We start from the raw sequence: 19,850 nt of genomic DNA, 5'->3' as shown, positions 1-19,850 counted from the left end.
CCATGGCTCAAACCAAGACAGAATCGAAGCAGCACGAGCCCGTCGGCAAGAGCGTCTCGGAGGTGCGTCGCGCCTCGCGTCTGCGTCGTCACGCACGTCTGCGCAAGAAGGTGTCCGGCACGGACGCGCGGCCGCGTCTGGTCGTCAACCGTTCGGCCCGCCACATTCATGTGCAGCTGGTCAACGATCTCACCGGCACCACCCTGGCCGCGGCCTCGTCCATCGAGGCCGATGTGCAGGCAGTGGATGGCGACAAGAAGGCGCGCAGCGCTCGGGTCGGTCAGCTGATCGCCGAGCGTGCGAAGGCTGCCGGCGTGGACACCGTGGTGTTCGACCGCGGTGGCTACACCTACGGTGGCCGGATTGCCGCACTTGCCGACGCCGCCCGCGAGAACGGGCTGGTGTTCTGATGTTCGTGACTTTCAACGGAAGGAATGCATGATGGCGCAGCGCAATTCGGGCGCTCCCGACAATGCAGGCGGCTCCAACGACGGTCGCGAGGGCGGCCGTGGACGCCGTGACAACCGCGACGACCGTCGTGGTGGGCGTGACAACGCCGAGAAGAGCAACTACCTGGAGCGCGTGGTCACCATCAACCGCGTCTCCAAGGTCGTCAAGGGTGGTCGCCGGTTCAGCTTCACCGCGCTGGTGATCGTCGGAGACGGCAACGGTCTGGTGGGCGTCGGCTACGGCAAGGCCAAGGAAGTTCCGGCCGCCATCGCCAAGGGTGTGGACGAGGCTCGCAAGAACTTCTTCCGTGTTCCGCTTATCGGCGGCACCATCACCCACCCGGTTCAGGGCGAGGATTCCGCCGGTGTCGTCATGCTGCGTCCGGCCTCGGCCGGTACCGGTGTGATCGCCGGTGGTGCTGCCCGCGCGGTGCTGGAATGCGCTGGCGTGCATGACATCCTGGCCAAGTCGCTGGGTAGCGACAACGCCATCAACGTGGTTCACGCAACCGTCGCGGCGCTCAAGCAGCTGCAGCGCCCCGAAGAGGTTGCGGCCCGGCGTGGTCTGCCCATCGAGGACGTGGCACCGGCCGGCATGCTCCGGGCCCGCGCCGAGTTCGCAGCTGCGGCAGCACAGGGAGGCAGCCATGGCTGATGTGAAGATCACCCAGGTGCGCAGCACCATCGGAGCCCGATGGAAGCAGCGTGAAAGTCTGAAGACACTGGGTCTGCGCAAGATTCGTCAGACCGTTGTCCGTGAGGACAACGCGCAGACCCGCGGCCTGCTCCAGGTGGTCCGCCATCTGGTCACCGTCGAGGATGTGAAGTAATGACCATCAAATTGCATCACCTACGCCCGGCCCCGGGCTCCAAGACCGAGCGCACCCGCGTCGGTCGTGGTGAAGGGTCCAAGGGTAAGACCGCGGGTCGCGGTACCAAGGGCACCAAGGCACGCAAGAACGTGCCGGTGACCTTCGAGGGTGGGCAGATGCCCATCCACATGCGGCTCCCGAAGCTCAAGGGCTTCAAGAACCGCTTCCGCACTGAGTACCAGGTTGTGAACGTGGCCGACATCGAGCGGCTGTTCCCCGAGGGTGGCGACGTCACCATCGAGGCCCTGGTTGCCAAGGGTGCGGTCCGCAAGAACGAGCTGGTCAAGGTGCTCGGCAACGGCGACCTCAAGGTCAAGGTGTCGGTCACGGCCAACAAGTTCAGCGACTCGGCCCGCGAGAAGATCACCGCCGCAGGCGGATCGATCAACGAGGTCTAGCTCTCGCTTTTCGGAAAAGGGCGTCCACCTACGGGTGGGCGCCCTTTCTGTTTCGCCGAGTGTGAAGCCATGGCGACAATTCGGGCTTTTTCCCGCCGTATCTTCACTCTCGGCGTCAGCTCAGTTGCGGGATGACCTCGGCGGCGAGGCGTTCCATCTGTTCGCGGTCCTCGGCGATATTCTCGCCGACGGGGTTGAGCAGGATCATCTGCGCGCCGGCGTCGGCCACCGCGCGCAGGCCCGCCGCCACCTCGCCCGGCGGACCCCAGACCGGTACCGCGTCGATGCCCTTCATCTCGCCGTAGATCCGGCGCAGCCCCGCTTGAACGCGCGCCCGGCCACGGTCGCGGTCATCGTCGATCATCAGATACACGCGCTTGCCGACGGTGAATCCGGCCGCGTCCTTGCCCTGGATTCCCAACTCGCGGCGAATGATCGTGACTTCTTCTGCGAAGGCCGCTGTCGTGGAGGATCCGGCGCCCAGGAACGCGTCGCCGTGGCGTACCGCGCGGGCCAGCGCGGCCGGTGCGTGCCCGCCGAACCAGATGGGCGGATGCGGGCGCTGTACGGGTTTGGGCTGGATCGCCAGGTCGTCCACGTCGCGGAAACGCCCGTGAAAGGTGATGCGCTGGTTGTCCGACCAGGCGAGCTTCATCAGCTCGAGCCCCTCGGTGAAGCTCGCGATGAAGGTCTGCTTATCCACACCGAACGCCGCGAAATTACGGAATCCGCCGCCCGGGGCCACACCGATGTCCAAACGGCCGTGGCTGAGGCGATCGACGGCGGTGACGGCGGACGCCAACTGCAGCGGATCATGTTGGGAGGCAACAAGTACCGCGACTCCCAGGCGCAGGCGGGTGGTGCACGCCGCCGCGTAGGCAAGTAGCTCCAGCGGCGCGATGATCGGCGCAGAGCCGATGGTCTGTTCCAGCGTCCAGCCACCGGTGAAGCCAAGCTCCTCGGCGCGTATCAGATATGCGCGGATGCCCTCCGCGTCGAAGCTGCCGGTGTCGAACTGGGGGATGGAGATCGAGAACCGCATGCCACCACGGTACGGGCGGCTAGCGTTTCCGGTAGACGTCGGCGACCCAGGACTGCTTGCAGAATCGGTCCTGCGCGGTCGCGGGATCGATGCCTGCGTCGGTCAGCGCCTGATTACGGGCGGCCGCGCGCCCCGGCGGATTGTCGTCATTGTTGAAAGAGCACAGCGTGTTCCCGTTTGTGTACCAGGTGCGGGCGGGATCGGGTGGATCGGGCCAGTCCGCGGCCTGCACGAAGAGCGAACCGACCTCCACCACCTTGTCGTTGACGAATCGGTAGATGGATACCCGGCCTGATCCGGCGCCGGTACCGGCGTACAACGCGGTGAAGCGCTCATCGGTGATCCGGAAGTCGGGGTACCCGAACATCTGGCCGGCCGGGGTGAACTTGCCCGAATCCTTGTGCGCTCGCCAGATATCGAGTGTGTCACCGCCCGATCCGACGTCACTGACGACGATCAGTTCGTCACGACCGTCCCGATCGAGGTCGGCGATCAGGGGCGGAGTCCGCTCCGGCTTGTTGACCGGGACGGTAAAGGTTTGACTCAGCGTGCCCGTGGGCTCGTACACCTTGATGGTGATGGGTGGTGTGCCCAGCGCCTCGAAGGTCAGTTTCGCCGAATCATTGGACCGCAGTACACAGTCCAGCTTTGGGTCCGGGTCGGGCTCGGTGGCCTGCGGCTTGATCGAGAAGCAGGACGGCAACGAGTCCAGCCGGCTGGGTGCCGGGCTGGTGGAGGTGGCGGCTCGGTGAATACCGCCGTGCGTACAGGCGGTGATAGCCAGACCAACCGCGAAAAGTACAGCGGTGTGGCGCTTTTTCATCGGCACATCACCGGTTGCCTTGCCGGTACAAGCCGGCCACCCACGGTTGCAGGCAGAAGTGTTCCTCGGCGGTGGCCGGGTCGACGCCCGCCGCGCGCAACGCGTCCATACGCGCTCCTAGCGCGCCCGGCGGATCGTCGGACAGATTCATCGCACACTTGACGTTGGCGTTAAGACGCCATTTTGGATCGAGAGGTTTGTTGTCGACCCGTCTTTCGGTGTCCAGCAGTGCCAGCACCGCCAGCTTGTTGTCCACGAACCGAAAAAGTGCTGCCACCCCGGCGTCGTTGCCGTTGCGTGCGAACAGCCCGATGAATCGATCGGAGGTCATCCAGAATCGAGGGACGCCGAAAATCGTTCCGGTCATCTCGAATTGATCGGAGTTGGGCCGCGAGCGCCACACATCCATCACGTCGCCCGCGGGGTCGCCGGTCGCCCTCACGATCAGCAACTCCTCCCGCTTGTCTTGGTCCAGATCGTGCACGAAGGGGAGGCGCTGCCCGAAGATCGGGTCGGGCACGCGAATCGACTGCAGCTGAGCGCCACTGCCATTGAAAACACGGATGGTCCCGGCCGGTGTGCCGAGTACCTCGAAGACCACGCCGCTGCCGTCCGAGGTGCGAATCGTGCAGTCCAGCGCCGGATCCGGTTGCGCGTTGCCGGCTGGGGGCGCAGCGGTGTCGCAGGTGGGCAGCCCGGCCAGGCGTGCCGCGTTCTGGTCCGGCGGGGGCGGCGCATGTTTGGCATTGGCGATGGTGGTGGCCATCAGCTGGTCCAGCAGGCCGGCGTCCGCTTGATCGGTGCCGGCCACCTCGAACACGACAGAGCGCACCCGGGCCAGCACAATGCGCTGCCCGCGAACTCCCGAGGGCTGTTTGTCCGCGGAGGCGTCATCGAGGTCGGTGGTGGCGCTGGTGTACACGTAGGTCGGCACGCCGTCGACGACTGGGCCGGCGGCAAAGGTATCGGTGATGTGCCGGTTGCGCACCTCCGGTTTCGCGAAGGTCGGAAATGCCTTGTCGTACTGGCCGCACTTCTTGATCCAGTCGGTGGTCAACGCGAACACGTCGGCGTTCTCGCGCTCACGGTTCACCGTGACGATGACGTGGTTACCGGCGGGGTCGGACTCGTGATACGTCGAGGCCACGTAGTACAGGTTCCAGTCGGAACCATCGGGTGTTCTCGAAAACGATTTGGCGAAAGGGGCGTACAGGCATTCCGGCGGACGTGTCTCGCCATCGGTTTGGCCATGCATGCCGAGGCCGGAACCGTCTTCGGAGGCGATATTGGGTGCGCGAGTCGTTCCCGGGCCGGGGAAGTCGGCCGCCACCGGCAGCAGGCTCGCGAGTTCAGCGTTGTTTCGCCCACCCAGATCCGTGTGGTTGGGATGGAATTTGCCGCGATACTCGCCGGGCAGCCCGGAGTAGCTACGAGTCGGCGCGGACGCCGCCGCCGACGTCGATTGCGATGGGGTCAGCTCGCGCGAACCGGATGTGTCCAGACATCCCGATACACCGGGTGCCACGGCCACCGCGAGCAGTGCGGCCAGGTGGGCCGCTCTCCGGATCGTCGTCTTGTGTGCACGTGTCATCGTTGCCCCTCCGCCAGCGAATGCCCCGACCCTACGCGCCGGGTGGTGCCGGAGCACGGATTTGTGGTCGGCAGGATCACCGCATTCGTCGGTACGCTCAAGACATGTTCGCTTTCACCACGCCCACGGACGTCCACGACCTGCTTGCCAAGGTCGACACCGCGCGTCACCGGGGAGTGCCGAAGGACTGCATTCTGGAGCTCGACCTGCTTGAAGTCCCGCCGGAATCGGTCAACATCGATCCACTGGGTCTGGTGCTGTCGGGCGGCAGCAGGCCGCTGTCGCTGCGGCACACCATCACCGCCATTCACCGGGCCATCGACGATCCACGGGTGGCCGGTCTCATCGCCCGGGTGCAGATCCCGCCGGCGTCGGCCGGAGCGGTACAGGAACTGCGGGCCGCCATCGAGGCATTCAGCGCCGTCAAGCCGAGTCTGGCGTGGTCGGAGACCTATCCCAGCACACTTGCCTACTACCTGGCCTCGGCATTCGGTGAGGTCTGGATGCAGCCCTCCGGATCGGTCGGGCTCATCGGGTTCGCGGCGAAGGGGACCTTCCTGCGCGGTGCACTCGACAAAGCCGGGGTGGAAGCACAGTTCCTCACCCGCGGCCAATACAAGTCGGCGGCAAACCTTTTCACCGAAGACGGCTACACCGACGCGCAGCGGGAAGCCGACGGGCGATTACTGGAGAGTCTGTCAGAACAAGTTCGTGACGCGGTAGCGGCATCGCGCAAGCTTGATCCCGCCGAGGTGGGCGCCCTGGCGGATCGCGCGCCGCTGCGCCGGACCGACGCGGTGGCCGGTGGGCTGGTGGATCGCATCGGTTACCGCGACGAGGCATATGCGCGTATCGGGGAGCTCACCGGCGTGCCGGCAGACAAAGAGCCTCCACTGCTGTACTTCGCGCGTTACGCGCGTGCCGGCAAGTCACAGGTGCCCGGTCTGCCCTCGCTGCCGGGGCGCGCATCGCGGCAGGCCATCGGCGTGGTCACGCTGGCGGGTGCGATTGTGAGCGGGCGCAGCGGACCGCGCCTGGTTCCGCCGGGACCGGCCAGTGGGGGTGACGTGATCGCCGAGGCGCTGCGCGACGCCGTCGCCGACGACTCGGTGGCTGCGATCGTGTTGCGGGTGGACAGTCCGGGAGGTTCGGTGAACGGATCGGAAACCATTTGGCGAGAAGTGATTCGGGCGCGCGAGGCGGGCAAGCCGGTCGTGGTGTCCATGGGTTCGGTGGCGGGCTCCGGTGGCTACTACGTGGCCATGTCCGCCGATGCCATCTTCGCCAATCCGGGCACCGTCACCGGGTCGATCGGCGTGTTGACCGGAAAGTTCATCACCAAGGGGCTCAAGGAGAAGATCGGCGTCGGGTCGGACACCTTGCGCACCAACGCCAATGCCGACGCGTGGTCCAGTAACGAACCGTTCACCGACGAACAACGCGATCTCGTCGAGGCCGAGATCGACATGCACTACGAGGACTTCGTACAGCGGGTGGCGGACGGCCGTAATCTCACCGTCGACGCGGTGAAAGCGGTTGCCCAGGGGCGGATCTGGTCTGGCAAGGACGCTTTGGAGCACGGCCTGGTCGATGAGCTCGGCGGCTTCCGGGAGGCGGTGGCCAAGGCAAAGGAGCTCGCGGGTATCGGCGCTGACGACGATGTCCGGATCGCCAACTTCCCCAGCTCGCAGCTGGCATCGCTGCTGCGGCAGCGGTCGTCGTCGCAGCCCGCCGCGGCGGCAGTCACCGACGCGGTGCTGGGCCGGGTGGCGCAGTTGGCCGTGGAGACGTTGCAGCGGGCACAGCGGTCGATCGGTAGCGCTCAGGCGATGATGTTGGGCGACTACCGCTTCTAGCCACCCCCGGGCGAGCGCGTTTCGCCGGAACCGGCCCCCGCAGCGGCTAACGTGTCGTGTGCAGGCGGCGGAAGGGGAGTGGTGTGAACACCGAACTGACCGTGTTTCAGCGGCGGGTGCTCGCAGTCCTGACAGCTGTGGGCATTGCCTTCGGTATCTACTTCCTGCGCGGCTACCTGATGCTGATTGTGGTCGCCGCGGTGGCCGCGTACCTGTTCAGCCCGCTGTACCGGCGGCTGGGCCGACAGTTCGGAGCGGGTGTCTCCGCCACGCTAACCCTGCTGTGTGCGCTGGCTCTGGTGGTGATTCCGATCGGCGCGCTGGTATATGTCGCGACCCTTCAGATCACCCGCATGGTCGACAGTGTCTCGACCTGGGTGGGCGACACCGATATGACCGCCCTCGGGCAGAAGGCGTTCGCGCTGGTCAACGGGGTGTTGGCGCGGATCCCGTTCGTGCACGTGCAGCTGACGCCGGATACGTTGCGGCATTCGATCGCCTCGTTGACAGAGAACGTGGGACATGGGCTGCTGCAGGTGCTGCAGAGCACTGTGGGCAGTGTCGCGGCGGCGGTGGCCGCGTGCATCATCTTCCTGTATGTCTTTGTCTCTCTTCTGGTCAAGCAAGACAAAGTGCTCGCCCTCTTGCGCCAGCTCAACCCACTGGGTGAGGAGATCACCGACCTGTATCTGGACAAGATCGGCGCGATGGTGCGCGGAACGGTCAAGGGGCAGTTCGTGATCGCGATGGCACAGGGCGTCGCGGGTGCGGCGTCCGTCTACGTTGCCGGGTTCCGGCAGGGTTTCTTCTTCTTCGCGATACTGCTGACCGCCTTGTCGATCATCCCGCTCGGCGGCGGTATCGTGACGATCCCGTTCGGTATCGGCATGATTCTCTTCGGTCACCCGGTCGGCGGACTGTTCGTCATCGCCTGGCACCTGCTGGTGGTGTCCAATATTGATAACGTGTTGCGCCCCTTCCTTGTACCCCGGGGCGCACGCCTGGACCCAGCGCTGATGCTGCTTGCTGTTTTCTCCGGAATCGCGGCCTTCGGTTTCTGGGGAATCATGTTGGGTCCGGTGCTGATGATCGTCATTGTCACCACGATCGACATGTACCTGGCCGTCTACAAAGGGATTCCGCTGGAAGTCGGGGACCCTGAGGTAACCGAAGCGCCCGGACGGCCTTGGTGGAGGCGGTTGCGCGCCCGGGCGTGACCGGCTAGTTCAAGATGGCGTCGACGTACACGATGTTGGGGAATATGGTCCGCAACAATGGGTTTGGCGGCTCAAGATCGAGCCGGGCGTACAGCGCGTCGTTCTCCTCGGTGATCACCGTCCAGCCATTTTCGGCCAGCCAGTCCGCGGCCATCTGGCGTTCTTCGGCGTAGACAAGCGACTCCATATCCAAATCCAATGTGTCTCCCGCGAATTGCCGGGTGAGCTCGCGCGCCTTGGAAAAGTCGGCAGTCTCCAACCCGGGAACCTGCTCGCACACGATGCGGCTGCCGGGCGCGCTCAGCTCGGTGATCGACGCGAACAGCCGGTCCTGCGCCTCTGGCGGCAGGTAGATGAGCAGTCCCTCCGCGGACCAGACTGTCGGCTGACCGGGGTCGAAACCGGCCGCCTTTAACGCGGCAGGCCAATCCTCGCGCAGGTCGATCGCGACGGTGCGGCGCTCAGCGCTCGGCGCGGCCCCCAGTTCGGCCAGGGTGTCGGTCTTGAAGGCGATCACCTCGGGCTGGTCGATCTCGTACACCGTGGTGCCCGCCGGCCACGTGAGGCGGTAGGCGCGGGTGTCCAGGCCCGAGGCGAGAATGACCACTTGGCGTACACCGGCGGCCGTGGACGACTCGAACGCGGTGTCGTAGTACCAGGTGCGGCTTGCCATTCCGTTGGCCATGCCGTCCGCGGTGATGCCCAGCTGCACCAAGCCCGCCATCTGCTCGGGGTCGAAATCGCCCGAGGCCAACTTGGTGAAGTACTCGATGCCGACGGCCCGCACCAGCGGCTCCGCGTACGGATCATTGATCAGGGGATTGGGCACGTGGCTGGCCAGTGCGCGCTGCGCGGCCACCATCGTCGCCGTAGCCCCGACGCTTGAGGCCAGATCCCAGCTGTCGTCATCGGTCCGCGCCATTCCAGGCTCCTTAGTTGTAGCGGGTCACCAGTGCCCCGACCATAGTGCGCCGCCGTTCACGATTGCGCACCCTTGTGCCCGTGGCCTGCGCAAATTCGGTTGCGCGCGACCTGGATCGAGGTGTTTGCTTTTCCGGCACAGTGGGTGGCCGAGATATCAGGAGGTGAATGTGGCCGAGGCAGCTGCGCGGCCACGTACGGCCGCAACCGCAGGCAGTCTGATGAAGCTGCACCGGCACGCTGTCATGCTCGACGCAAGGCCGTACACCGTCATCACGCTACGAGCCGATGCTGATGTGCGCTTCTCCACCAACCGGTTTCATGAAACCTGGCACGTCATCTCCGATGAAGCCGGCGCGAAAACGCTCGCGCGGCTGCTGTGGGGTCTGGCGTACCAGCGGCACGAAGGCACTCTGGTGCTGATCGACGGCCGTCATTTGGACCCCAATCCGTTCGACGCCGAACCCGCGGACCCGATCGTGCTGCTGCCCTCGCACCTGTCGGTCCTCACCCGGCAAGCCGCCCGGGCGTTGCGCCGGCTGTCCTGGACCAAACCCGACGGGACCGTGCGCTGGCACACCCACGGCCTGGACACCCGCACCGCCGAATTTCACCAGTGGCGGGAAACGCCTTATGGCCAACGCGAATACCCATTCATCCCGGCACCCACCGGCTGGGAGGCTGTCGAACGCGTCGGTGGGCTGTTGGTCTTGGCGGGCGGTCCCCAGACGCTGCGGCAGTGGGCCGTCTACGCCGAACTGATGCGAATCGTCGAGCCCTGGCACACCGACTACGAATATCTTGCCGACAGGGAAGGCGAGATCCAGATTTTCCGGAACTATCACCGCGACGTAGGCATTGCCCGGCAGGCGCGCGCCGAGATTCTCGGCACGGCTCACCCGTCCGACAGTCAGCAACTGCGGGAAGCCATTTGGGCACGAGCCGGGCAGATCCGCGGCCAACAGATTGAAGCCGGCGCCCAAGGGTCGCTGATGGGTCCCGAATCACGGACGCGCGGTGGTACTTTCGGGCGGTGAAGGCAACGGGCTGGCTTGTCATCGTACTTTCTCTGGCGCTGGTACCGGTGGCCTGGAACGCCGGTGCCGCGTCGGCGGCGCCGCAATGCCGTCAGCTGGACCCCGCACTGCCCTGGTACGGCGATGTTCGCGAGCGACTGCAGGCCGCCATCGACCAAAACAGCACCTGCACCGGTTCCTGGAAGCGGTCCACCCGGGCGGTGGCACTGTTCGACTGGGACAACACCGAAGTCAAGAACGACATCTCCGATGCCACCCTGGCGTGGATGCTGCGGCAGGACAAGATTCGTCAGCCCGCCGACTGGCACGCCACCAGCCGGCACATCACCGAGGCCGCCGCGACGGCATTGCGTACGGCATGTGGCGCCGCCACGCCCGCCGGGCAGCCGCTGCCCACCTCGACCAACGCCGCGTGCGCCGACGAGATCCTGGCCATCCGTGAGGGCAAGACGCACGACGAGCAGGAAGCGTTCACCGGATACAACCAGCGCTGGAGCAATGGCGCCTATGTGTGGACCGTCGCGCTGACCACCGGCTACACCGCCGATGAGGTCGCCGAATTCGCGCGGGCCGCCAAGCGTGAGAACCTCGCCGCACCCGTCGGCGCCGTCCAGACGATCGGCAGCACCACGGTGCCCGGCTATGTGCGGATCTACCCCCAGATCAAGGATCTGATCGGCACCCTGCAGGCCCACGGCGTGAGCACCTGGGTCATCTCGGCCTCCTCGGAGGTCATCGCCAAGGTGTGGTCACCGGAAATCGGGATCCCGCCCGCTCAGGTCATCGGCGTGCGCAGCGTCTACGACGCCAGCGGAAGGCAGACCCCGCACGTGCGGGGCTGCGGCGGACAGCCCGACGGCGCCGACACCGTCATCACCTATGTCGACGGCAAACGATGCTGGGCCAATCAGGTGGTCTTCGGGGTGCAAGGGCCCGCCGCGTTCGAACCGTACGACGTGAACAAACGGCAGATTCTCGCCGCAGGGGACTCGACCACCGACGTAACCTTCGTCGACGATGCCACCGTGGCGCACCTCGCCATCAACCGCAACAAGACCGAACTCATGTGCCGGGCCTACGACAATGCCGACGGCAAATGGCTGATCAACCCGATGTTCATCGACCCGGACCCGCAACAACTGGATCCATACCCTTGTGCGGCCGACGGCCGGACCAACCCCGATGGCAGCAGCGGGCCGCTGCTACGTTCCGACGGTACCGTCGTCCCCGACCAGAAGGACACCGTCTTTTCCACGGGTATGTAGCGAACTGTTAGTCTCGTACGCGGCCCGGGCGTGCCCTGACGGCCGCCGAAACGGTTACCCAGCGCTGGGATCACCAGCTGATTCATCTAGCAGATCTTGAGCTGCCTAGATGTCCGCCAGGAGGATGTGTGCTTTCCGCTTTTGTCTCTGCTCTCAGGACAGCTGACCTGAGGCGGAAGATCCTCTTCACGATCGGGATTGTGGTCCTGTATCGAGTCGGTGCCACCCTGCCGTCTCCCGGTGTGAACTACGCCAACGTGAAGTACTGCGTCGAGCAGGTCAGCAGCGGTGATTCCGCACAGATCTACTCCCTGATCAACCTGTTCTCCGGTGGCGCGTTGCTGCAGCTGTCGGTGTTCGCGGTCGGCGTGATGCCGTATATCACCGCCAGCATCATCGTTCAGCTGCTCACTGTGGTCATCCCACGGTTCGAGCAGCTGCGTAAGGAAGGCCAGTCGGGCCAGGCGAAAATGACGCAGTACACGCGCTACCTGTCGGTGGCGCTGGCACTGCTGCAGTCGACCTCGATCGTCGCCCTGGGCGCCAGCGGAAACCTGCTGCAGGGCTGCGACCGCAAGGACGAGATCGTGGCCGACCAGTCGATCTTCGCCCTGTCGGTGATGGTCCTGGTGATGACCGCCGGATCCACCCTGGTGATGTGGCTCGGTGAGATGGTGACCGAGCGCGGCATCGGAAACGGCATGTCGCTGCTGATCTTCGCCGGTATCGCCGCCCGCATCCCAGCCGAGGGCAAGACCATCCTGGACAGCCGTGGCGGCGTCACCTTCGCCGCGGTCTGTGTGGCCGCGCTACTGATCGTCGTCGGTGTGGTGTTCGTGGAGCAGGGCCAGCGGCGTATCCCCGTCCAGTACGCCAAGCGCATGGTGGGCCGGAGGATGTACGGCGGTACGTCTACCTACCTGCCGCTGAAGGTCAACCAGGCCGGTGTTATCCCGGTCATCTTCGCCTCGTCCCTGCTGTACATCCCGGGCCTGATCACCCAGCTGGTGCGCAGCGGCGGTAAGGACAAGACGGGCTGGTGGGATCGATTCGTCAGCACCTACCTGACCGACCCCAGCAACTACTGGTACATCGCCATCTACTTCACGCTCATCGTGTTCTTCACGTTCTTCTATGTGTCGATCACCTTCAACCCCGATGAGCGCGCCGACGAGATGAACAAGTTCGGTGGCTTCATTCCCGGTATCCGTCCCGGACGCGCCACCGCCGACTACCTGCGCTACGTGCTGAACCGCATCACGTGGCCGGGCTCGATCTACCTGGGCATCATCGCCATCCTGCCGAACCTGTTCCTGCAGATCGGCAACTCCGGGGGTGCGCAGAACCTGCCGTTCGGTGGCACTGCGGTACTCATCATGATCGGCGTGGGTCTGGATACCGTTAAGCAGATTGAAAGCCAGTTGATGCAGCGTAACTACGAAGGGTTCCTGAAGTGAGAGTGGTGTTACTCGGCCCGCCCGGGGCAGGCAAAGGTACGCAGGCACAACTGATTTCGGAGAAGTTCGGCATTCCGCAGATCTCCACCGGTGACCTGTTCCGCTCGAACATCAGCGAGGGCACCGAGCTGGGCGTGCAGGCCAAGCAGTACCTGGACGCCGGCGACCTGGTGCCCAGCGAGGTCACCAACAAGATGGTCGAGGCGCGCCTCGATGAGGCGGACGCGGCGGCCGGATTCATCCTCGACGGCTTCCCGCGCACGGTGGACCAGGCCGACGCGCTGGCCGCCATGGAAGAGGCTCGTGGCGTCAAGATCGATGCCGTGCTGGAGTTCCGGGTGCCGGTAGAGGAGCTGGTGCAGCGGCTCTTGGGTCGCGGCCGCGCCGATGACACCGAGGACATCATCCGTAACCGGCTCAACGTCTACCGCGACGAGACCGCCCCGCTGCTCGAGTACTACCGGGACGTGCTGCAGACCATCGATGCCGTGGGCACCGTGGACGAGGTGTTCGCGCGCACGTCGCAGGCCCTGGGCCGGTAGCAGGCGAGTCGTTAGTGGGTCTCTTCGGCCGCAAGAAGACGGTGGAGCAGCGCACCCCCGGTGAGCTCGAAGCCATGGCCGCCGCGGGTTCCATCGTGGGTGCCGCGCTGGTCGCGGTGCGCGATGCCGCCAAGGCCGGTGTATCGACGCTGGATTTGGATCAGGTTGCCGAGGCTGTGATCCGTGATGCGGGCGCGGTGCCGTCGTTCCTGGGCTACCACGGCTTCCCGGCCTCCATCTGTTCTTCGGTCAACGATCAGGTGGTTCACGGAATACCTTCGGCAACAGCGGTTCTGGCCGATGGTGATCTTGTCTCCATCGATTGCGGCGCGATCCTGGACGGTTGGCACGGAGATTCCGCGTGGACGTTCGCGGTGGGCACCGTGATCCCCATTGACGAGGCGCTGTCGGAGGCGACTCGTCTGTCCATGGAAGCCGGTATCGCGGCGATGGTCCCGGGCAACCGGCTCACCGACGTGTCGCACGCCATCGAGCTGGGCACCCGCGCCGCCGAAAAGCAGTTCGACCGGGCATTCGGAATCGTGGACGGCTACGGCGGCCACGGTATCGGCCGCTCGATGCATCTGGACCCGTTCCTGCCCAACGAGGGTGCGCCCGGCAAGGGCCCGCTGCTGGCGGTGGGGTCGGTGCTCGCCATCGAACCGATGCTCACCCTCGGCACCACCCAGACCCGGGTGCTTGCCGACGATTGGACCGTAGTCACCACGGACGGATCCCGGGCCGCGCACTGGGAGCACACGGTGGCCGTCACCGAGGACGGCCCCCGCATCCTCACCCTGCGTCCCTAGTTACTTGCCCTTGATCGAGGCCGTGCGCGCGGTGGTGAAGGTGGCCACGCATGCGATCGCGTGATCGCCTTGAGCCCACGAACGTTTCGTCGGATACAGGTACGTGATCTGCACGCTGTCGTCGTCGAATGCGCTCGGTGCGTAGCTCTCAAGCTCGGCGCCGCATTCCTCGTTGCCCTTCTCGTCCAGCACCGTTTGTGACGGCAGCGAGCTACCCGAGAGCGGTACCACCGCATAGACCTCGGCCTTGTGCGACTGTGCGCACGGAATGGCCTTGGTAGTGGTGTAGTAGCTCTTCTCGCCGAGATCGGCGATGCAGTCACCCACCCGCAACTTGGTGACGTCCATATCGCCGGATTGGGACACATGGCCCGACTCGTCGCGTTTGGCGGACTGGCCGGCGCCCACCGCGACGATGATCGCGATGACGATCATCCAGATGAACCCGAGCACGATGCCCGCGATCGCCAAACCGCGGCCGTTCTGGCCGGTTCGTTTGATCTGGCTCAGGCTGATGAACCCGAAGATGACACCGAAGATGCCGGCGCAGATCGGCAGAATGCCCAGAATCAGCGACGCTATCGCGAATCCGTTGGTGCCTCGCGCGCTTTCCACCGGGGGATAGGCGCCGGGCGCTGGATACCCGTACGGCGATGCCGGCGGGGGATATCCCGGTGGTGCCGGGTAGCCCATCGGGTTGGCCTGCGGATAGGGCGGATACGGTTCGCCGCCGACGGGACCGGCCGGCGGGATGGGCGGATAGCCGCCCGCCGGGGGCGGCTCGACCGGTGGGTACCCGGTGCCGCCCGGCGTCGGGTACGGCGGAAACTCCGGTTGCCCGGGATCCGGCGGCGGGGGCCCGGCAGGCGGTTGCGTCATGTAGGGACTTTAGCAATCACGGGTTGGCGTTCGTGTGTTCGTTCATCAGTCGGCGAGACCAGCCAAGTACTCCTGCACCTCGCCGGCGGCGGGAAGCAGGCCCGAATCCCTGGCGTCCAGCAATGACGGTGCGGCACCGTCTTTTTCAGAAATCAGCAATGACAACTCGGTGCCGTCGGGTCTACGGGTGGGCCACTGAATCCCGACCGTCGAGTCGAGGGGGTCGATACCGTGTTCGCGGCCCGGTGCGTATCCGGCCGAGCAAAGGTAGACCACTGTCGAGTCATCCTCGAGCGCGAGGAAGCCGTGGCCCACCCCCTCGGGCACGTAGACGGCGCGACGGTCTTGCGGATCGAGAAGCACCGCGTCCCATGCGCCGAACGTCGGTGAGCCGACGCGGATATCGACGACCACGTCGTACACGGAGCCCGTCAGACAGGTCACGTACTTGGCCTGGCCTGGTGGCACATCGGCGAAGTGGATGCCGCGTAGCGAGCCCGCGGCCGAGACCGAGCAATTGGCCTGCTGCAGATCGAACGGGTGCCCGATGGCCTCGGCAAGCGCTGGGCCTTTGAACAGTTCGAGAAAAACTCCCCGGCTGTCGTGGTGCTGGACTGGAGTGATCTCAAAGGAACCGGGTACCGCGAGTTCGCGGATCTTCACGTCAGTGCCCTCTGTTCTTCGCGTAAACGCTCATCATTGCCCTCTCGCGGCGTATCGGGATTCCACATCGTCCTTGATGGGTCGCCACCAATCTTCGTTGTGTCGATACCAGTCGATGGTGGCGGCCAGGCCGCCGGTGAAATCGCTATGCGTTGGCTTCCATCCCAATTCGTCGCGCAGCGGAGTGGGATCAATGGCGTAGCGTAGGTCGTGGCCGGCGCGGTCGGTCACATGGTCGAAGTCGTCCGCCGCCTTGCCCATGAGATCGAGAATGGTGCGCAATACCGACAGGTTGTCCCGTTCTCCGTCTGCGCCAATGAGATACGTACGCCCGATGGTTCCGGCCTCGATGATGCTCCACACCGCACTGTTGTGGTCGTCGACGTGAATCCAGTCCCGGACGTTGGCGCCGGCTCCGTACAGACGGGGACGACGGCCCGTCAGGATGTTCGTGATCTGGCGGGGAATGAACTTCTCCACATGCTGATACGGGCCGTAGTTGTTGGAGCAGTTCGAGATGGTGGCACGAATTCCGAACGACCGGATCCACGCACGCACCAGCAAGTCGGCCGAGGCCTTGGTGGCCGAGTACGGGCTGGACGGGTTGTACGGGGTGGTCTCGGTGAACCGGTTCGGGTCATCGAGTTCGAGGTCGCCGAACACCTCGTCGGTGGAGATGTGGTGCAGCCGCACCTCGTGACGGCGCACCGCCTCCAGCAGCGTGTAGGTACCAATGATGTTGCTGCGCAGGAACGGTGACGGGTCGGCCAGCGAGTTGTCATTATGTGTCTCGGCCGCGAAGTGCACCACCACATCGCTTTCGGCGACCAGCCGATCCACGGTGTCGGCATCGCAGATATCGCCCTGCACCAGCTTCACCGCCCCGGCGACGGGCGCCAGCGACTCCCGGCTGCCCGCATAGGTCAGCGCGTCGAGAACCGTCACCGAGACGTCGGGGCGCTCACGGACGGTCGCGTGTACGAAGTTGGCTCCGATGAAACCGGCGCCGCCGGTCACCAAGACTCGCATGCCCTAACCCTAGTGGGCGACTACCGAAGGGTGTCCGCCAACGAGGTCAATGTGTCGACCAGGCCCTTGTCGCCGAGTACCTGAATCAACACCTGGTCGGCGCCGGCGTCGAGGTGCTCGTGCAGGCGGGCGGCGATTTCGGTGGCGGTGCCGTGCGCCACCACCGCGTCGATGAAGGCGTCGCTGCCGGGCGAGGTAACGTCCTCGTCGCTGAAACCGAGCCTCTTCCAGTTGTTTACGTAGTTGCTGAGCTTCAGATAGAAGTCGACGGTGCGCCGGCCGATCTTGCGCGCACTCTCGGCATCGGTGCTGAGCACCACCTTGTGTTCGGGGACGAGCAGTGCGTCGGGACCGATGATCTCGCGGGCCTGCCGGGTGTGCTCGGGCGTCGTCAGATACGGGTGCGCACCGGCGGTGCGATCCGCGGCGAGCTTGAGCACCTTGGGGCCCAGTGCGGCCAGCGCGCGACGCTCCTTGGGAACGCCTGCCTCGTCGAGCTCGTCCAGATACTCGACGAGGGCGTCGTAGGGCTTGCGGTACTCGGCGGAGGCCTCGGGATGCCCGGCGCCCACACCGAGCAGGAAGCGTCCCGGATAGGCCGCCTCGATGCGATGGAACGCGGCAGCTATCTCATCGACGGGGGAGGTCCAGATGTTGACGATGCCGCTGGCAACCGTCAGGTGCTCCGTTGCTTCCAGCAGCGGCTCCACGTACGCGAGATCGGAGGTGAACACTCCGCCGATCCACACCGAGGCATAGCCGAGATCCTCGATGGCCTTGGCCTGATCCGGGGTGACCGGGCCGCCGTTCCACACTCCATACCGATTCAGCTTCGATTCGCTCATGCCGCGTCCCAACTTCGCAGGAGGTGTCGCTATTCCTCCACAGATCCTTCCGGATGGGCGGCGGGTGCGGGAGCGCGGGGCGCGGGTTCGTTGGGTTGTTGGGCGCGCCGCAGGAGATCGGGCACGTCGATCCCCGAGACCCGGAGACTCTCAATGACTTTCGCCACTGCCTGCGGACTTACCCCGAAGAGGGTGCCCAACGCGTCCTGGGTATCGCCCGCGCCGCCGATGATGGACAGATTTTCGATCTCGCCGATCGGTTTCGACGCGGCTTCGGTGGCCTGCACCACCGAGTTGAGGATGTCCGGGAGGGTGAGGAGCCGGGCGGCCTCCGGTGTGTAGGCGTTGAGGGCGGCGGCGACCTCCTTCTTACCGTCGGCCTCGGCCAGCAGCTTGGCCTTGATGCCCTCGGCGTCGGCGAGCAGTTTGGCCTTCGTGCCGTCGGCTTCGGCGAGCAGCTTGGCCTTGGCGCCTTCGGCCGCGGCCTGCTGTTCCACCCGGAACGCATCGGCGGCCGCCTTACGCGCGTCGGCCTCGGCCGCGCCCTTCTGCCGCTCGGCCTCGGCGTCGGACTGCGCCTTGAGGATGGCGGCCTGCCGGGCCCCCTCGGCGATCGCGATATCGGCCTGGCGCCGGGCCTCGGCGGGTGCGATCACATCGGCCTGCAGCGCGGCCTGCGCCTGCTCGGTGCGGCGTTGTTCCACCTCGGTGCGGGCCTGCACGCGCGCCGCCTCCGCTTGTTCGCGGGCGATACCGACATCCTTTTCGGCACGTGCCTGGGCGAGGGGACCGGCCTGGTCGGCCTGAGCGTTCTCGGCCTCCGTCTGCGCGCGCAGCCGGGCCAGCTCGACGTCACGTTTCTGGGTGGCGGTGGCGATGGCTGTATCGGCCTCGGCCTGCGCGATGGCCCCGGCCTGACGGGCCTGTGCGGACTGGATCTGCGCGTCACGTTCGGCCTCGGCGGTGCCGACCGTGGCATCCCGGCGTACCTCGGCGATGCGGCGCTGGCCGAGTGACTCCAGGTACCCGTTGCGGTCGGAGATACCGGCGATCTTGAGGACGTCGACCTCCATGCCGATACGCGCGAGGTCGCCGCCGGCCTCTTCGACCACGCTGCGTGCCAGCGAGTCGCGGTTGGAGTTCAGGTCCTCGACGGTCATGGTGGCGGTGATGCCGCGCAGGCTGCCCGCCAGGATTTCGTTGATCTGCCGTTGCAACTCGGAGAGGTCGGAGGTGAGGAAGCGTTGCACGGCTGTCTGCACGGCCTCGTCGTTGGAGCCGATGCGCACTAGTCCGACAGCCTCGACGTTGACCGGAACACCGTTGTTGGACAGGGCATTCTGCAGGTTGATGTTCACGTTGAACGGTTCCAGGGACATGATGTCCACGCGCTCGATACCCGGCATCTTGAACCGGGCACCGCCACGCACCACCTTCGGCTGACCGCGTCCCGTGAACACCGCGACTTCGTTCGGCGGCACCTTGACGTAGTTGCGCACGTAGATGAGCGGTAGCGCCACGAACAGCACCAGCGCCGCGATGGCGATGATGACGACGATGAGAAGCGGGCTCATGCGGATTCCTTACGGGTTGGGCGGGGAAGGCGCATCCGGCGATGCGTCGGGAATGCTGACAACGTGCAGGTATTCGGAGTCCACATCGGCGATGTAGACGGCGGCGTTCTTGGCCAGCCCCTCGGGTTCGGCGGTGATCGCCCGCGCACGCACCCGGTTGCCGTCGGCATCGGTGAACGCGACCTCGCCCCAACCGCCCGCGGCGGGCAGCTCGAGGGTTACCGTGCCGAGCCTGCCGATGTAGGACGCGCGCCCCGAGTGAGAGTTCGCTTGCTGGCCCCGCAGATACTTCAAGAAAAGTTGCAGGCCAGACACCAGCGCAACGGCGCAGACAGCAGCGATGATTGCCGTCGGCAGTGCGGCGACGCCCAGGGCGGAAGCGGCGAACCCGCCGGCACCGGCGCCGGTCAGGGCGGCAGAAAGGGAGGTCAGGCTAAGAAACGGCATTCCGTCGCCATGTCCGATGTCGGTGAGCAGAAGGGCCGACAGCACCGCGATCCCGCCGACCGCGAAGGCCGCCAGATATCCGACTGTTAGACCGTTCACTGGACCCCTCCCCGTTGCCAACGACGATATTCGCC

At 65.6% G+C, this 19,850-nt stretch carries 21 protein-coding genes; 11 read left to right on the top strand and 10 right to left on the bottom strand.

Annotation, left to right across the window (positions count from 1 at the left end; genetic code table 11):
• Positions 1-2 precede the first annotated feature (2 nt).
• From rplR to rplO, 4 genes are read left to right on the top strand one after another with little or no spacing between them, the layout of a single operon-like run.
• Positions 3-410 (top strand): 50S ribosomal protein L18, encoded by a 408-nt coding sequence (gene rplR / locus ABG82_RS21565; protein WP_043076464.1) that lies wholly within the window; start codon positions 3-5, stop codon positions 408-410.
• Between the two features lie 28 nt (positions 411-438).
• On the top strand, positions 439-1,104 hold the full coding sequence (rpsE, locus tag ABG82_RS21560) for a 30S ribosomal protein S5 (protein ID WP_043076465.1): 666 nt from the start codon (positions 439-441) through the stop codon (positions 1,102-1,104).
• Entirely contained in the window at positions 1,097-1,279 is a 183-nt protein-coding gene (gene rpmD / locus ABG82_RS21555) for a 50S ribosomal protein L30 (RefSeq protein ID WP_005055719.1), read from the top strand. The genes rpsE and rpmD overlap by 8 nt, the downstream gene beginning before the upstream one ends.
• Positions 1,279-1,719: a 50S ribosomal protein L15 gene (gene rplO, locus ABG82_RS21550; protein WP_043076466.1), complete on the top strand. Its 441-nt coding sequence runs from the start codon at positions 1,279-1,281 to the stop codon at positions 1,717-1,719. The genes rpmD and rplO overlap by 1 nt, the downstream gene beginning before the upstream one ends.
• A 115-nt stretch (positions 1,720-1,834) precedes the next feature.
• On the opposite strand, the gene ABG82_RS21545 is transcribed toward rplO, so the two are convergent.
• Genes ABG82_RS21545 through ABG82_RS21535 form a run of 3 tightly spaced genes read right to left on the bottom strand, consistent with a single transcriptional unit; the run spans position 1,835 to position 5,175 of the window.
• Positions 1,835-2,761 carry an LLM class flavin-dependent oxidoreductase gene (locus ABG82_RS21545; RefSeq protein WP_043076467.1) on the bottom strand — a complete coding sequence of 309 codons (927 nt, stop codon included), beginning with the start codon at positions 2,759-2,761 and terminating at the stop codon, positions 1,835-1,837.
• 19 nt (positions 2,762-2,780) lie between these two features.
• Positions 2,781-3,584 carry a hypothetical protein gene (locus ABG82_RS21540; RefSeq protein ID WP_043076634.1) on the bottom strand — a complete coding sequence of 268 codons (804 nt, stop codon included), beginning with the start codon at positions 3,582-3,584 and terminating at the stop codon, positions 2,781-2,783.
• Positions 3,585-3,591: 7 nt separating this feature from the next.
• Positions 3,592-5,175, bottom strand: a complete 1,584-nt coding sequence (locus tag ABG82_RS21535) for a hypothetical protein (protein ID WP_043076468.1) — start codon at positions 5,173-5,175, stop codon at positions 3,592-3,594.
• Between the two features lie 104 nt (positions 5,176-5,279).
• On the opposite strand from ABG82_RS21535, the gene sppA reads away from it, so the two are divergent.
• Together sppA and ABG82_RS21525 are read left to right on the top strand one after the other, a co-directional pair.
• The gene (gene sppA, locus ABG82_RS21530; RefSeq protein WP_043076469.1) at positions 5,280-7,031 is read left to right on the top strand and encodes a signal peptide peptidase SppA; all 1,752 of its coding nucleotides are present in this window, start codon (positions 5,280-5,282) and stop codon (positions 7,029-7,031) included.
• 83 nt (positions 7,032-7,114) lie between these two features.
• Positions 7,115-8,248: an AI-2E family transporter gene (locus ABG82_RS21525; RefSeq protein ID WP_043076470.1), complete on the top strand. Its 1,134-nt coding sequence runs from the start codon at positions 7,115-7,117 to the stop codon at positions 8,246-8,248.
• A 4-nt stretch (positions 8,249-8,252) separates the two neighbouring features.
• Here ABG82_RS21525 and ABG82_RS21520 read toward each other — a convergent pair whose 3' ends face one another.
• Positions 8,253-9,170: a class I SAM-dependent methyltransferase gene (locus ABG82_RS21520; protein WP_043076471.1), complete on the bottom strand. Its 918-nt coding sequence runs from the start codon at positions 9,168-9,170 to the stop codon at positions 8,253-8,255.
• Between the two features lie 220 nt (positions 9,171-9,390).
• Between ABG82_RS21520 and ABG82_RS21515 the strand changes: the two genes are divergently transcribed.
• The 5 genes from ABG82_RS21515 (at position 9,391) to map (ending at position 14,279) form a co-directional block, all read left to right on the top strand.
• Positions 9,391-10,206: a hypothetical protein gene (locus ABG82_RS21515; protein WP_276049621.1), complete on the top strand. Its 816-nt coding sequence runs from the start codon at positions 9,391-9,393 to the stop codon at positions 10,204-10,206.
• The gene (locus ABG82_RS21510) at positions 10,203-11,471 is read left to right on the top strand and encodes an HAD family hydrolase (RefSeq protein WP_043076472.1); all 1,269 of its coding nucleotides are present in this window, start codon (positions 10,203-10,205) and stop codon (positions 11,469-11,471) included. The genes ABG82_RS21515 and ABG82_RS21510 overlap by 4 nt, the downstream gene beginning before the upstream one ends.
• 128 nt (positions 11,472-11,599) lie before the next feature.
• Entirely contained in the window at positions 11,600-12,928 is a 1,329-nt protein-coding gene (secY, locus tag ABG82_RS21505) for a preprotein translocase subunit SecY (protein WP_043076473.1), read from the top strand.
• Positions 12,925-13,470, top strand: a complete 546-nt coding sequence (locus ABG82_RS21500) for an adenylate kinase (protein ID WP_043076474.1) — start codon at positions 12,925-12,927, stop codon at positions 13,468-13,470. The genes secY and ABG82_RS21500 overlap by 4 nt, the downstream gene beginning before the upstream one ends.
• Before the next feature lie 14 nt (positions 13,471-13,484).
• Positions 13,485-14,279, top strand: a complete 795-nt coding sequence (gene map, locus ABG82_RS21495) for a type I methionyl aminopeptidase (protein WP_043076475.1) — start codon at positions 13,485-13,487, stop codon at positions 14,277-14,279.
• Here the strand turns inward: map and ABG82_RS21490 are convergent, their stop codons facing one another.
• The 6 genes from ABG82_RS21490 to ABG82_RS21465 are packed head-to-tail and all read right to left on the bottom strand — an operon-like array spanning position 14,280 to position 19,815.
• Positions 14,280-15,158 carry a DUF4190 domain-containing protein gene (locus ABG82_RS21490; RefSeq protein ID WP_043076476.1) on the bottom strand — a complete coding sequence of 293 codons (879 nt, stop codon included), beginning with the start codon at positions 15,156-15,158 and terminating at the stop codon, positions 14,280-14,282.
• 45 nt (positions 15,159-15,203) lie between these two features.
• Positions 15,204-15,821: a dTDP-4-dehydrorhamnose 3,5-epimerase family protein gene (locus ABG82_RS21485; RefSeq protein WP_043076477.1), complete on the bottom strand. Its 618-nt coding sequence runs from the start codon at positions 15,819-15,821 to the stop codon at positions 15,204-15,206.
• A gap of 33 nt (positions 15,822-15,854) precedes the next feature.
• Positions 15,855-16,850 carry a dTDP-glucose 4,6-dehydratase gene (gene rfbB / locus ABG82_RS21480; RefSeq protein WP_043076478.1) on the bottom strand — a complete coding sequence of 332 codons (996 nt, stop codon included), beginning with the start codon at positions 16,848-16,850 and terminating at the stop codon, positions 15,855-15,857.
• A 20-nt stretch (positions 16,851-16,870) separates the two neighbouring features.
• On the bottom strand, positions 16,871-17,695 hold the full coding sequence (locus ABG82_RS21475) for an LLM class F420-dependent oxidoreductase (protein ID WP_043076479.1): 825 nt from the start codon (positions 17,693-17,695) through the stop codon (positions 16,871-16,873).
• Between the two features lie 29 nt (positions 17,696-17,724).
• A complete protein-coding gene (locus ABG82_RS21470; RefSeq protein ID WP_043076480.1) occupies positions 17,725-19,269 on the bottom strand; it encodes a flotillin family protein in 1,545 nt (514 codons plus the stop codon).
• A gap of 9 nt (positions 19,270-19,278) precedes the next feature.
• Positions 19,279-19,815, bottom strand: coding sequence for an NfeD family protein (locus tag ABG82_RS21465; protein ID WP_043076481.1), 537 nt, complete (start codon positions 19,813-19,815; stop codon positions 19,279-19,281).
• Positions 19,816-19,850: the final 35 nt, after the last annotated feature.

Source organism: Mycobacteroides immunogenum (assembly GCF_001605725.1).
Taxonomy (GTDB): domain Bacteria; phylum Actinomycetota; class Actinomycetes; order Mycobacteriales; family Mycobacteriaceae; genus Mycobacterium; species Mycobacterium immunogenum.
Note: the sequence above shows the minus strand (reverse complement) of the source record. Positions and strands in the feature narration are given on the sequence as shown.

Bases quoted from the DNA above. Each gene is read 5' to 3' on its own strand.
- rplR (WP_043076464.1), top strand. From the start codon at position 3: ATGGCTCAAACCAAGACAGAATCGAAGCAGCACGAGCCCGTCGGCAAG.
- rpsE (WP_043076465.1), top strand. From the start codon at position 439: ATGATGGCGCAGCGCAATTCGGGCGCTCCCGACAATGCAGGCGGCTCC.
- rpmD (WP_005055719.1), top strand. From the start codon at position 1,097: ATGGCTGATGTGAAGATCACCCAGGTGCGCAGCACCATCGGAGCCCGA.
- rplO (WP_043076466.1), top strand. From the start codon at position 1,279: ATGACCATCAAATTGCATCACCTACGCCCGGCCCCGGGCTCCAAGACC.
- ABG82_RS21545 (WP_043076467.1), bottom strand. From the start codon at position 2,761: ATGCGGTTCTCGATCTCCATCCCCCAGTTCGACACCGGCAGCTTCGAC.
- ABG82_RS21540 (WP_043076634.1), bottom strand. From the start codon at position 3,584: ATGAAAAAGCGCCACACCGCTGTACTTTTCGCGGTTGGTCTGGCTATC.
- ABG82_RS21535 (WP_043076468.1), bottom strand. From the start codon at position 5,175: ATGACACGTGCACACAAGACGACGATCCGGAGAGCGGCCCACCTGGCC.
- sppA (WP_043076469.1), top strand. From the start codon at position 5,280: ATGTTCGCTTTCACCACGCCCACGGACGTCCACGACCTGCTTGCCAAG.
- ABG82_RS21520 (WP_043076471.1), bottom strand. From the start codon at position 9,170: ATGGCGCGGACCGATGACGACAGCTGGGATCTGGCCTCAAGCGTCGGG.
- ABG82_RS21515 (WP_276049621.1), top strand. From the start codon at position 9,391: ATGAAGCTGCACCGGCACGCTGTCATGCTCGACGCAAGGCCGTACACC.
- ABG82_RS21490 (WP_043076476.1), bottom strand. From the start codon at position 15,158: ATGACGCAACCGCCTGCCGGGCCCCCGCCGCCGGATCCCGGGCAACCG.
- rfbB (WP_043076478.1), bottom strand. From the start codon at position 16,850: ATGCGAGTCTTGGTGACCGGCGGCGCCGGTTTCATCGGAGCCAACTTC.
- ABG82_RS21475 (WP_043076479.1), bottom strand. From the start codon at position 17,695: ATGAGCGAATCGAAGCTGAATCGGTATGGAGTGTGGAACGGCGGCCCG.
- ABG82_RS21470 (WP_043076480.1), bottom strand. From the start codon at position 19,269: ATGAGCCCGCTTCTCATCGTCGTCATCATCGCCATCGCGGCGCTGGTG.